At 60.0% G+C, this 12,596-nt stretch carries 13 protein-coding genes and 1 other RNA gene; 8 read left to right on the forward strand and 6 right to left on the reverse strand.

The window, feature by feature from the left end:
* The first annotated feature begins 19 nt into the window (after positions 1–19).
* Positions 20–2,068 carry an ATP-binding protein gene (locus tag NXC24_RS12110; protein ID WP_104823513.1) on the forward strand — a complete coding sequence of 683 codons (2,049 nt, stop codon included), beginning with the start codon at positions 20–22 and terminating at the stop codon, positions 2,066–2,068.
* Positions 2,069–2,074: 6 nt separating this feature from the next.
* Here the strand turns inward: NXC24_RS12110 and miaA are convergent, their stop codons facing one another.
* Positions 2,075–2,971, reverse strand: a complete 897-nt coding sequence (gene miaA / locus NXC24_RS12115) for a tRNA (adenosine(37)-N6)-dimethylallyltransferase MiaA (protein ID WP_104823514.1) — start codon at positions 2,969–2,971, stop codon at positions 2,075–2,077.
* Between miaA and serB the strand changes: the two genes are divergently transcribed.
* Genes serB through NXC24_RS12130 form a run of 3 tightly spaced genes read left to right on the forward strand, consistent with a single transcriptional unit; the run spans position 2,970 to position 5,029 of the window.
* The gene (serB, locus tag NXC24_RS12120; RefSeq protein WP_104823515.1) at positions 2,970–3,860 is read left to right on the forward strand and encodes a phosphoserine phosphatase SerB; all 891 of its coding nucleotides are present in this window, start codon (positions 2,970–2,972) and stop codon (positions 3,858–3,860) included. The two genes, miaA and serB, sit on opposite strands and share 2 nt — an antisense overlap.
* Positions 3,861–3,890: 30 nt before the next feature.
* Positions 3,891–4,454, forward strand: a complete 564-nt coding sequence (locus tag NXC24_RS12125) for a GNAT family N-acetyltransferase (protein WP_104823516.1) — start codon at positions 3,891–3,893, stop codon at positions 4,452–4,454.
* Positions 4,451–5,029, forward strand: a complete 579-nt coding sequence (locus NXC24_RS12130; protein ID WP_104823517.1) for a GNAT family N-acetyltransferase — start codon at positions 4,451–4,453, stop codon at positions 5,027–5,029. Before NXC24_RS12125 ends, NXC24_RS12130 begins: the two co-directional genes overlap by 4 nt.
* Before the next feature lie 6 nt (positions 5,030–5,035).
* On the opposite strand, the gene NXC24_RS12135 is transcribed toward NXC24_RS12130, so the two are convergent.
* From NXC24_RS12135 to NXC24_RS12155, 5 genes are all read right to left on the reverse strand, one after another.
* The gene (locus NXC24_RS12135) at positions 5,036–7,084 is read right to left on the reverse strand and encodes a DegQ family serine endoprotease (RefSeq protein ID WP_245463847.1); all 2,049 of its coding nucleotides are present in this window, start codon (positions 7,082–7,084) and stop codon (positions 5,036–5,038) included.
* Positions 7,085–7,280: 196 nt separating this feature from the next.
* Entirely contained in the window at positions 7,281–8,225 is a 945-nt protein-coding gene (locus tag NXC24_RS12140) for a protease modulator HflC (RefSeq protein WP_104823518.1), read from the reverse strand.
* Positions 8,225–9,346: an FtsH protease activity modulator HflK gene (hflK, locus tag NXC24_RS12145; protein WP_104823519.1), complete on the reverse strand. Its 1,122-nt coding sequence runs from the start codon at positions 9,344–9,346 to the stop codon at positions 8,225–8,227. Before hflK ends, NXC24_RS12140 begins: the two co-directional genes overlap by 1 nt.
* A 161-nt stretch (positions 9,347–9,507) precedes the next feature.
* On the reverse strand, positions 9,508–10,026 hold the full coding sequence (locus tag NXC24_RS12150) for a dihydrofolate reductase (protein WP_104823520.1): 519 nt from the start codon (positions 10,024–10,026) through the stop codon (positions 9,508–9,510).
* 10 nt (positions 10,027–10,036) lie between these two features.
* Positions 10,037–10,831 (reverse strand): thymidylate synthase, encoded by a 795-nt coding sequence (locus tag NXC24_RS12155; RefSeq protein ID WP_104825134.1) that lies wholly within the window; start codon positions 10,829–10,831, stop codon positions 10,037–10,039.
* Positions 10,832–10,978: 147 nt separating this feature from the next.
* Here NXC24_RS12155 and ssrA point away from each other — a divergent pair.
* From ssrA to NXC24_RS12175, 4 genes are all read left to right on the forward strand, one after another.
* Positions 10,979–11,339, forward strand: a transfer-messenger RNA (tmRNA) gene (ssrA, locus tag NXC24_RS12160).
* Positions 11,340–11,458: 119 nt separating this feature from the next.
* A complete protein-coding gene (locus NXC24_RS12165; protein WP_104823521.1) occupies positions 11,459–11,965 on the forward strand; it encodes an SspB family protein in 507 nt (168 codons plus the stop codon).
* Positions 11,966–12,018: 53 nt separating this feature from the next.
* Positions 12,019–12,213 (forward strand): DUF4169 family protein, encoded by a 195-nt coding sequence (locus NXC24_RS12170; protein WP_104823522.1) that lies wholly within the window; start codon positions 12,019–12,021, stop codon positions 12,211–12,213.
* A 109-nt stretch (positions 12,214–12,322) separates the two neighbouring features.
* Entirely contained in the window at positions 12,323–12,535 is a 213-nt protein-coding gene (locus NXC24_RS12175) for a ribbon-helix-helix domain-containing protein (RefSeq protein WP_104825135.1), read from the forward strand.
* Positions 12,536–12,596: the final 61 nt, after the last annotated feature.

Here is a 12,596-nt window from a genome sequence, read left to right on the forward strand (position 1 = left end):
TAACGCTGGGAGTAGCCGTTTGCTCAATAATGATTTGCAGACGTCCGGCAAAGCTGGGGACCTTGATCGCCGCGACAATCTGAAGCCGGGAAATCGCTTCCTCGGCCGTGTCGTCGCGTGCACCGGTTCCAGGGCAACCATCGCCGCAGTCGCCGAGGATGGCGGTACCGATCTGACCGAGCTTTGGTCCGTCGGCAAACTGATCTCGATCAGCGTAGGCTCCAATCGCGTCGCAGCTCTCGTCTACGCCATGAACACCGGCAATACCGGCTGGGGCGAAGGACAGGACAATCTTTTCCGCATCGAAGTGGAATTGCTGGGCGAAGTCCGCGTCGGATCAAACGGCCGCGAGGAGTTTTCCAGCGGCATTTCCGCCTATCCCCATCTCGGCGCCATCGCTCACCGTATCCGCGCAGCCGATCTCATGCGCATTTTCGATGCCGGCAAGGACAGCAGTTGCGTCATCGGCAAGCTGACGCAGGATGAAAGCATCGACGCCGCCATTCATATCCCTTCGATGCTGGCCAAGCATTTCGCCGTGGTCGGCTCCACCGGCGTCGGTAAATCGACCGCTGTCTCCTTGCTGCTGCACAAGGCAATCGTCTCCGATCCCAAACTGCGCGTGCTGATCCTCGATCCGCACAACGAATTCGCCGCCGCCTTTCCCAAGCATTCTGTCGTCGTCGATACGGATACGCTCGACCTGCCCTTCTGGCTGATGCGGCTCGACGAGTTTGCCGAGGTTGTCTTCCGGGGCCGGCCGCCGATCCCCGACGAACTGGATATGCTGCGCGATATTATTCCCGAAGCGAAGCGCGCCTTTCGCGGCAGTGACTCGCCGCTGATGCGCCGTCAGACGGAAAAAAGCTCGGTGACAGCAGATACACCGGTTCCCTATCGCATGGCCGATCTGCTGGCCCTGATCGACGAGCGCATCGGCCGCCTCGAAGGCCGGCAGGAAAAACCGCATTTGCGCTCTCTGAAGATGCGCGTCATCTCGGCGATCAACGATCCGCGTTATCATTTCATGTTCTCCAACAATACGATCAGCGACACGATCATGGAGACGATCGCGCAGATCTTTCGTATTCCCGGTGATGACAAGCCGATCTGTACCTTCCAGCTCGCCGGCATTCCCTCCGAAGTAGTCAATTCCGTCGCCTCCGTTCTCTGCCGCATGGCCTTCGAGCTTGCGCTTTGGAGCGAAGGGGCGATCCATATGCTGGTCGTCTGCGAAGAAGCGCATCGCTATATCCCCGCCGACCCGAACCTCGGCTTCTTCCCAACGCGGCAGGCGATTGCCCGCATCGCCAAGGAGGGCCGCAAATACGGTGTGTCGCTCGGCATCATCACCCAGCGTCCGGGCGAACTTGATCAGACGATCCTGTCGCAATGCTCGACGCTGTTCGCCATGCGCCTCGCAAACGATCGCGACCAGGACATCATACGGTCGGCAATCCCGAACTCCTCAATTTCGACGACGAGCTTCCTGTCTTCGATCGGCAACGGCGAAGCCATCGCCTTCGGCGAAGCCATTGCAGTCCCCATGCGCATGCGCTTTTCCCGCGTCGAAGAAAACCTACTGCCGAAGGCCAGCGGTAGCATCGCAAGAACGAGCGAGGAATCACCCGATACCGTCGACTTGCGCACCATCGTCGGCCGCATGCGCTCGATCTCCGGTCCCGACATCTCTGCCTTTCAGCAGAGCTATAAGGCCTCAAGCGAGCCGGCCGCTTATATGGACGAGGACATTGGCGATGACGATTTCGATCAGCCTGCCGCAATATCCGAGCCCCAGCCGGTGCGAATTGATCCGCCACCGATAGAGCCTTATCGGCCCGACATGCTGCCGCGCGCCACGGCGGCTTCGGCTTTTAGCGCAGCTCCCCAGACGTCGATCGATAGCAGACTTGCCGAGCTGCGCCGAGAGTTCCGAGGCGGCGACAACACAAGCAGTCCATCCCCTTCGGAGAAGGAGCCCGCTCCGTCTGTGCGGCGCGAAGGCGGCCTCTCGTTGCGCGACAGTATCCTGAAGAAGCCGCTGAGCAGCCTCTATAACAAGGACTGACGCGGACTACGGACTAATCCGCTCCCAGCTTTCATTCATCTGATTGCGAAACCAGGTCATCTGCCGCTTGGCATATTGCCGCGTCGCGGCAGCACCGGTTTCAAGAACCTCCTCACGCGTCATCTCGCCGCGTAGCATCGCAGCAATCTGCGTGACGCCGATCGCCTTCATGACGGGCATCTCGTCCGGCAGTTTCAATGCCAGCAAGGCCCGCACCTCATCTTCAGCACCCATGGCGAGCATCTTTTCGAAACGGCCGTTGATGCGCTGATGCAAGACCGCGCGATCCGGCAGCACGATGATCTTTCGCGCACGATCGGCATCGACGATAACGGGACCGGTCTTGCCCTGAAAAGCGGCGATGGATTGTCCCGTCGCCTCGATCACTTCCAGGGCACGCACGATGCGCTGGCCATCCTGAGGATTGAGACTTTCCGCTACGGCTGGATCGCGAATAACAAGCTCCCGATGCAGCGCCTCGGCTCCCTCCATCAACAACCGCTCCCGCAGGTGGTTGCGAATCTCCGCGGGGATCTCGGGCATGTCGGAAAGCCCGCCGGTCAGAGCCTTGAAATAGAGCCCGGTGCCGCCGACAAAAACGGGCAGCCGTTTCTCATCGCGCAATTGCGCCACCAACGCGGCAGCCTCGCGCAGCCAGGCGCCGGTGGAATAGGCTTGCCTTGCCGGCACATGGCCATAAAGATGATGAGGAATGCCTTGCATCTCCGCTTCGGATGGCCGAGCCGTCAGCACGCGCAATGTGTCGTAGACCTGCATGCTGTCGGCATTGACGACCACGCCGTCATGCGCGCGCGCCAATTCCACGGCAAGCGCGGACTTGCCGCTGGCGGTCGGCCCGGTTATCAGGATCGCGTCGATATCGCTTATAAGGTTTCTGCTCATGGCCTTCGTTGCCACGCTTATTGCCAATCCGTCAAACCCCGTTCTCGTTCCGGCAATCGCCGAGCCGGCGGCGGACGCCGTCAAGGCGCTGGGACTTTATTGGCTGGCTGACGGCATCGCCTGCGATATTGCGCTGCGCGACGACGCCGACCTGCGGGCAGCGGAAGCCAACATTCTCGCCATCATTGCCGGAGCGCCGATCGATCTGGTCATCCAGGAAGCAGAGACGCGCCGGAAGAAATTGCTGATCGCCGACATGGACTCCACCATGATTGGCCAGGAATGCATCGACGAACTGGCCGCCGAAGTCGGATTGAAGGAAAAGGTCGCCGACATCACCGCGCGCGCCATGAATGGTGAGATCGCCTTCGAGCCGGCTTTGCGTGAGCGCGTGGCCCTGCTGAAGGGCCTGCCGCTGTCCGTCGTTGATGACGTCATCGCCAAACGCATCACCCTCACTCCCGGCGGGGCGGAACTGATCGCCACCATGAAAGCCAAGGGCTATTACAGCGCCCTCGTCTCCGGTGGCTTCACCCTCTTTACGAGCCGCATCGCGGCCACCTTGGATTTCGACGAGAACCACGCCAACATCCTGCTGGAAGACAACGGCGTGCTGACCGGCCTTGTCGCCGAACCCATTCTCGGCATGCAAGCCAAGGTCGACGCACTCAACACTATTGCCGAAAAGCTCGGCATCTCCACCGATGACGCGATTGCCGTCGGCGACGGCGCCAACGATCTCGGCATGCTGCAACTCGCCGGCTCCGGTGTCGCCCTGCACGCCAAACCGACCGTGGCTGCCCAGGCCAAGATGCGCATCGACCACGGCGACCTGACCGCCCTGCTCTACATCCAGGGCTACCGGAAAACGGATTTCATCAAACCATAGAACGGCGCAATCGCCGGGATCGGGGCTCAGATGATCATCACCGAAACCGACCGACTCATCATCCGGAACTGGCGCGAGGCGGATCGCGAACTCGCCTACGAGATCAACTCCGACGAGGCCGTCATGGAGTTCTTTCCATTCCGCCGCAATCGTGAGGAAGCCAACGCCTTTTTCGAGCGCGTCCAATCCATGATCGCTGAGACCGGGCTTGGCTTCTATGCCCTGGAGCTCAAGGCAAGTGGTGAGGCGCTTGGCTTTTGTGGACTGGCACAGACAAACCATCTGGAACCGTTTGTACCAGCAGGTACCGTCGAGATCGGCTGGCGGCTTGCGGCGCGATATTGGGGCAAGGGATTTGTCAGCGAGGCGGCGCGGGCATTGCTTGCCCACGGCTTCGAAACGCTTGATTTCGACCAGATCGTATCCTTCGCGGTTCATAATAATATCCGCTCGACATCGGTAATGGAGCGGATCGGCATGCATCGGGTCGAAGGCGGGGATTTCGACCACCCCGGCGTTCCCGATACCTACCCTCACCTGCAGCGTCACGTGCTCTATCGCCTCACCGCAGCCGAGTGGCGCGCCCTGCAATGACGATCATCGAGACGCCGCGGTTCATCCTGCGCCCGTGCCGGGAAAGCGACCGCGAACTCTTCTATGAACTGAGTTCCGATCCCGATGTCCTCGAATTCTTTCCCTTCCGCCGCAGCCGTGAAGACGCTGATGCCGTCTTCGACATGATCAGCGGACAGACGCCGGAAGACGGTTTCGATCTTCTCGTGCTGACGTTGAAGCAGAGCGGCAAGCCGATCGGCCTCAGCGGACTTTCAGGGCCGAAACTTGAACCGTTCCTTCCCGAAAACGCCGTCGAAATCGGCTGGCGACTTTCAGCAGGGAATTGGCGTCAGGGCTATGCTAGCGAGGCAGGCGCGGCCCTGTTGCGCCATGGTTTCGAGACGCTGAAACTCGATGAAATCGTGTCCATCGCCGTGCACAATAATCACCGCGCCTTGGCCGTCATGCAAAGGATTGGCATGCGTCCGGATCCGGCCGGCGCGTTCGACCACCCCGATATTCCCGCCACTCATCCGCAATTGAAGCGCCATGCGCTCTATCGCCTCAGCGCTGCAGAATGGCGCCAGCGGCAGATGCAGGCTACGGAACGTTGAAGCAGCCTATTCCAGCGCTACCGCGATGAAACGCAAATCGCCATTCGGAGAGGCGATCATCATCTGTGCATTGCGGCGACCTTCCCGCTTCAACGCTGCGACCTTTTCCGAGGCAGCCGTCGGCGTCTGCACGAATTCCTGCGCCACTTCGACGACGACTTCGCCGGGCTTCAGCCCCTTGTCCGCTGCGGCCGAACCCGGAGTGACCTGGGTGATCACCACGCCGTCGACGCTGTCGGCAATGCCGAAGCTCTTGCGGTTTTCGGCATTGAGGGTCGCAAGCCTCATGCCGAGCACGTCCTGGGTAGCCTGCGGCTGCGGCGCTTGCTGCTGCTGATCGTTGTCCTGGTCCTGGCCGTCCGCTCCCTCATCATCTTCATCCCCCTCGTCGGGATTGATGACGCCGTCGCGACCGCCATGATCATTGGGCGCAAGCTGGGGTGCCTTGTCGCCGCCGCCCTTGTCGCCCTGATTGCTGTCGCCGGCGCTGGCTGCGGCTGCCTGGTCGCTGTCCTCGAGCCGGCCAAGCGTAACCTTGACGGTCTGCTGCTTGCCGTCGCGTATGATGACGACATCGACTTCTTTGCCGACGGGGCTTTCGGCGACAACGCGCGGCAGGTCGCGCATCTCGTCAACATCCTTGCCATCGAACTTCAGGATGACATCGCCGGCCTTGATCGAGCCGTTATCGACCGGTCCGCCCTTGATGACGCCAGCCACCAGCGCGCCTTTGGCGCTGTCGAGCCCGAGGCTGTTGGCAACATCGTCGGTTACCGGCTGGATGCGCACGCCGAGCCAGCCGCGACGGGTTTCGCCGAAATCCATGAGCTGCTTGACGACACCTTCGGCCAGTTCGGACGGCACGGCGAAGCCGATGCCGATCGAGCCGCCGCTCGGCGAAATGATCGCCGTGTTGATGCCGATCACCTCACCCTTCATGTTGAAGAGCGGCCCGCCGGAATTGCCCTTGTTGATCGCCGCATCCGTCTGGATGAAATTATCATAGGGACCGGCATTGATATTGCGGCCACGGGCCGACACGATACCCACGGTCACCGAGCCGCCCAGGCCGAATGGATTGCCGATCGCCATCACCCAGTCGCCGATCCGCATCTTGCTGGAATCGCCGAATTTCACTGCTATCAGCGGATGCTTCGGTTCCACCTTGAGCACGGAAAGATCGGTCTTGGTGTCGGTGCCGATCAACCTCGCCTTCAGCTTGGTGCCGTTCGGGAAGATCGCTTCGATATCGTCGGCGCCCTCGATGACGTGGTTGTTGGTGACGATATAGCCGGATGGATCAATGACGAAGCCGGAACCGAGAGAGCTGACCTTGCGGTTGCTGTTTTCGTTGTTCCGGTTCTTGAAGAAGTCGTTGAAGAATTCCTGGAATGGCGAGTTGTCCGGCACCTTGGGTGTCGCCGGGCCATCGCCCTCATCCTTGACCTTTTGGGAGGTGGAAATGTTGACCACTGCGTCCAGCAGACCGGATGCCAGATCCGCAACCGAAGCCGGGCCGGCATTCATTGCCGGATTGCCCGTGACCGGCGGCGGCGTGTTGGGCACGACGGCTGGATTTTCGGTCGTCGTTGCCGTCGAGCCGCCCATCGGAGCCTGCGCCGGATTGGTCGCCGTGGCTGGGGTCTGGCCGTTGGAGGTCGCGGGCGGCTGCGTGCCGGACACGGCATTGCCGTTGGGTGCGCTGGCAGAGCCCGTGGCTAGAGCCTGACCCGTCTCGCCGGTTGTTGCCGGCGCTGTCGTCCCGGAATTGGCTGGCGCCTGCGTTTCGGTCTTCGTCTCGCCGCTTGGCGCAGCCGACGAACCGGTCGCCGGCGCCGTAGCCGAGCCTGACGCGGGCGCGTCCGTCGCGGAATTGGCGGGAACCTGTGCGCCTGGAGCCGCGCCGCTATTCGGCGTCGTCGTATCCGTCGAAGGCGTCTGTGTCGTCTGCGCATACGCCCGATCGACGCCTGCAAGGGTGGGACCGGTAATCAGCGCCACACTGGCCAGAAGAGCGAACGAACGTCTGAAAGGCAGGCGATTGGTCAAAGCCATCAGGCATCCTCATCGAGAAAGGGAAGTCTTGTATAAGCATCAACATAAGGCGGAATGATGAAGCGTGAAATCACCTTTTTGCGAAATCTCCGAACGTCCATCCGGCCTTTTTATTCAAGGTAAGATTGATGCCATCAAACATAAGACAAGGGGCCGCCGACAGGCAGCCCCTTGGATTTCGTGAGGTTGCCTCACATCATTTCGCAGGCGTCGTCATGGACGGCGCAGCCAGCGCCGGGGCACCCGCTGCAGGAGCCGAACCGACCGAACTATCGAAATACTTGAAGAATTCCGACTGGTTCGGCGGCAGCACCAACGTCTTGCCGCCTGAAGCAAGCGATGTGCGATAGGCGGCCATCGAGCGATAGAACTCGTAGAAGCTCGGATCGCGCGAGGAGGCGTCGGCGAAGATGCCGTTGCGCTCGGCCTCGCCCTGACCGCGCAGGACCTCCGAATCCTTCTGTGCATCCGCCACGATCTCGACCACCTGACGATCGGCAATGGCGCGGCGGCGCTGACCTTCTTCGTTACCTCTGGCGCGGATCAGCTCCGCTTCCGCCAGACGTTCGGCCTTCATGCGGTCGTAGGTCTGCTGCGACACCTCTTGGGTCAGGTCGGTACGGCGGATGCGCACATCCTCGATATTCAGCCCGAGGGACTCTGCATCGCGGTGCAGGTCGTCGCGCACTTCCGTCATCATCGAAGCGCGTTCGTTCGATAGGGCAGCTTCGAAACCGCGCAGACCGTAGACCCGGCGCAGCGATGCATCGAGGCGGGTCCTGAGGCGCGATTCCGCCGCATCGCGATCACCCGACACCGTCTCGCGGAACTTCCGCGCATCGGTGATCCTGTAGACGACAAAAGCATCGACCTCATAGAACTTGCCGCCCGAAACCTGGACACGGATATTGTCCAGATCGAAGCGCAGCTCCTGGTCCTGTATATACTGCACCCGATCGGCATCCATGAAGGCGAAGGGCAGCTTGAAGTAGAGGCCCGGCTCCGTCTTGACGGCACGGATCTGGCCGAAGCGCAGAACGATCGCCTGTTCGCGGGCATTGACCACGAAAACCGAGGAATAAACGATCAGCAGCACCACCGCGAGCGCGATGAGAATGGCTGGCAAACGGCTGGACGTCATTATTTGGCCTCCGGCTGAGGTGCGGTCGCGGGCTTACCCGACTGCGTCGTGGATTGCTTGCCGAGGTCGTTCAGCGGCAGGTAGGGCACGACGCCCTGCTTGTCGTCGATGATGATGCTGTTGGAATTGCCGATAACGGACTCCATGGTTTCGAGGAACAGCCGCTTGCGGGTCACTTCCGGCGCTTTCACGTATTCGTCATAGATGGAGACGAAGCGCTGCGCTTCACCCTGGGCTTCCTTGACGACACGGTCCTTGTAAGCAGCCGCGTCTTCACGGATTTGCGCCGCACGACCACGAGCCTGACCGAGCTTCTGATTGGCGTATTGATTGGCCTCTTGAACTTGCTGGTCTTCGTTCTGCTCGGCGCGCTGCACCTCGTCGAAGGCATCGGCCACTTCGCGCGGCGGCGACACATCCTCGATCGGTATGGCGTTGATGGAAATGCCCGAGCCATATCGGTCCATCGTATCCTGAATGATGTTTCTTACCTCGATCGCGATTTGCTGGCGATTGTCGCGATAGATATCCTGGGCCGGACGGCGGCCAACCACCTCGCGCATGGCGCTTTCGGCAACCTGCTGCAGCGTCTCGTCGGGAGTTTCGAGGTTGAAGAGGTAGGATTGCGGGTTCGTGACTGTGTAGAGCACCGAGAACTGCACGTTGACGATGTTCTGATCGCCCGTCAGCATCAGGCCGGCATTCGAACTCGAGCTCGAACGGCCGCCGATATTGCGCTGCTGTTCGGTAACCTTGACGATCTCGATACGATCCATCGGCCAGAAATGGAAATGCAGGCCGGGCATGGACACTTCCGGGCGCGGCTCGCCAAATCGCAATTCGACGCCGCGCTCGTCCGGCTGAACCGTATAGACGCACTGGATAAGCCAGAAAACGACGATGACCGCCGCGACGATGACAAAGGCGCCGCCGTTGAAGCCGCCGGGGACAAGTCCCTTCAGACGGTCCTGACCACGGCGGATGATGTCTTCAAGATCCGGCGGGCCACCGCTGCCGCTTCCCCGCGGCCGGTTCGGTCCCTGCCCCCAAGGCCCCTGATTGTTTCCGCCGCCACCGCCGCCCCACGGGCCGCCGCCGCCATTCTGATTGCTCCAGGGCATCAAAACCTCTTTGTTTGTGGACTCCCAGTATCGCGCAGACTTTGAAATTCGCAGGCGGCGGCGATTGTCTCCCGTTATAGGTATCGGCGCATCTGCTTTCAACGCAACTTCAGGAAGTTCGTCGGATTTATTGGAAAATAGTTGATTTTCGCGGGCAGCTTTTATGCTTTTCGCCTGAAATAGCTGACGAAACGCGTCGGATAATTGTCCTTTTCGCCGGCCGGCACGGCAAGCTCGCTCTCGACCTGCCATAGGGCCGGATCGATCGCCGGAAAGGACGTGTCGCCATCCACCTCGGCTTCCACATGCGTGATCAGCAACCGATCGGCAAGGCCGATCCCCTGCCGGTAGATCTCACCGCCGCCGATGACGCAGATCTCGTCAACTCCGCTCTCTGCCGCAAGGCGGCTCGCAATATCGATGGCTTCGCCGAGCGAATGCGCCATCTGTACGCCTTCGGCGGAAAAACCGGGATCGCGGCTGATCACCACGTTGGGCCTGCCCGGCAGCGGCTTGCCGATGGACTGAAACGTCTTGCGTCCCATGATGACGGGCTTGCCGAGCGTCATGGCCTTGAACCGCTTGAGATCGGACGACAGCCGCCACGGCATATCCCCGTCGCGGCCGATGATGCCGTTGCGCGAGACGGCGACGAGAATGGTTTTTACCGGTTCGGCCATCCCTACCCCCTCAGACGGCGATCGGCGCCTTGATATTGGCGTCGGCCTCATAGCCTTCCAACGTGAAATCCTCGAACTTGAAATCGAAGATGTTCTTCACCGCCGGATTAAGGCGCATGGTCGGCAGTTTTTTCGGGGTGCGGGTCAGTTGCAGCCTGGCTTGCTCGAAATGGTCGGAATAGATGTGCGTATCACCCAGCGTGTGCACGAAGTCGCCAGGCTTCAGCCCCGTGACCTGCGCTACCATCAACGTCAGCAGCGCGTATGAGGCGATGTTGAAGGGCACGCCGAGGAAGGTGTCACCGGAGCGCTGGTAAAGCTGGCAGGAAAGCTTGCCGTCGGCGACGTAGAACTGGAAGAGGCAATGGCACGGCGGCAGCGCCATTTCGTCCACCTCAGCCGGATTCCAGGCCGAAACGATATGGCGGCGGGAGTTCGGGTTGGTCTTCAGCCCTTCGATCAGATTGGCGATCTGATCGATATGGCCGCCGTCGGGAGCCGGCCAGGAACGCCATTGATGGCCGTAGACCGGGCCGAGATCGCCGTTTTCGTCGGCCCACTCATCCCAGATAGAAACGCCGTTTTCCTTGAGATAACGAATGTTCGTTTCGCCCTTCAGGAACCATAGCAGCTCGTGGATGATCGAGCGCAGATGCAGCTTCTTGGTGGTGAGCACCGGAAAACCTTCGGAAAGGTCAAAGCGCATCTGGTAACCGAAGACCGAGCGCGTACCTTTGCCGGTGCGGTCGCCGCGATCGATGCCGGTGTCCATCACATGCTTCAAAAGATCGAGATATTGCTTCATCGCACCCGCCGCCGATTCCATTCCTCCTCAATTTAATGGCAAGTCGGCACGAAACCAACTGCGGGCAAGCATAATCCCTGGAATTCTCCCATCCGGCCGTCGTTTGTTATGGCAAACCTGTGTTTCGGCGAAGCATTTATGACAAATCCCCTTCCATTCGCCTGAGGAAAACACTATATCAGCCATGCCGGTCTTCGGGCCGGCTATGGCGATAAATGAGCGGTGTAATAAACCTATTGGACCCGGGGGCGGTACCCGGCGCCTCCACCAAAAACTGGTCGGGCAAGACCGGCTTTTGATGGGGGCGAAACAGGATCGACAAGGGTGTAAAGATCGACTTTTCGCTCGGCATTGTACCACCGTTATCGGGCTAAAATTGTAGTTGCAAACGACAACTATGCGGAAGCTCGTCTCGCTGCTTAATCGCAGTGTGGCACTTCAAATAAAGTCCTAAGGGGTCGCACTCTTAGGCGGGGTTCGAAGGCACCTGGCAACAGAAGCCTTCACCTTCTCCCTCTCTTCGATATTATGTATGATCAGGCGTTGACTCGCGCACGGGGGTTTCCCGTCGGCGCAGGGCGTGGCATAAGCCTTAGAAAAAACATGGCCAACGAAAGACAGGAAAGTATGGGGCAGGATCATATCCGCTACGACATTTTGGCACAGGACGCCCTGCGTGGGGTCATCCGCAAGGTGTTGACCGAGGTCGGCACCACCGGCCGTCTGCCCGGTGACCATCATTTCTTCATCACCTTTCTGACGGGTGCGGCCGGCGTGCGCATTTCGCAGCACCTGAAGTCGAAATATCCCGAGCAGATGACCATCGTCATCCAGCATCAGTTCTGGGACCTGAAGGTTACCGAGAGCCAGTTCGAGATTGGTCTTTCGTTCTCCGACGTTCCGGAAAAGCTGGTCATCCCGTTCAATGCCATTCGGGGTTTCTACGATCCGTCCGTGAATTTCGAGCTGGAATTCGACGTGCCGCTCGCCGAGGACGAGGAAATGCCGTCCGGCGAGATCACCGCCTATCCGGTATCGGCCGAGGGCAGCGAGGAGCCCGCGGTCGCCAAGGACGGCGAGGAGAAGAAGCCGGGATCGGTCGTCTCCCTCGACGCATTCCGCAAGAAGCAATAGCATCCGGGGAAGCAGGCGCTTCCCCTTTTCACATCGGCCGTGAGGAACCATCGATGAGTGCCGAAATCGTCAATCTGCGCCAGTTCCGTAAGAAACAGACACGCTTGGAAAAAGAAAAGCAGGCGGAGCAGAACCGTGTTACCTTTGGCCGCACCAAGGCGGAGAAGCAGTTGACCAAGGCGCTCAATGAAAAGACCGCGAAAACACACGAGGCCGGCCATATCGAGTCATCCAAAACAGACGATTGAAATACCGAGCTGAAAGTCTATAGCCCTCCGAAATCAATCGCTTACCCCAGCATTTTGAATCATTTTTAGAATTACCTCTTCCGTTTCCGAACTTTTGATCGATCCGCCGATGATCCGCAAACATTCCGCCACGCTGCATGGCCATCGCACCAGCTTTTCCCTCGAAGACGCCTTCTGGGCCGAACTGAAGGTGATCGCCAATGCGCGCGGGACGTCGCTTGCGGCTCTGATCTCAGAGATCGACGACGGCCGCGATCCGGCAAGCAACCTTTCCTCGGCGCTTCGGCTCTATGTTCTGAAATGGCTGAAGGATCGCACCTGAAACGCCCCGCCTTGAACGAGGGCGCTTAGTCACTTCATTCTCTACTCAATAGCATCCCCGC

The sequence above is a fragment of the Rhizobium sp. NXC24 genome, from assembly GCF_002944315.1.
GTDB lineage: Bacteria > Pseudomonadota > Alphaproteobacteria > Rhizobiales > Rhizobiaceae > Rhizobium.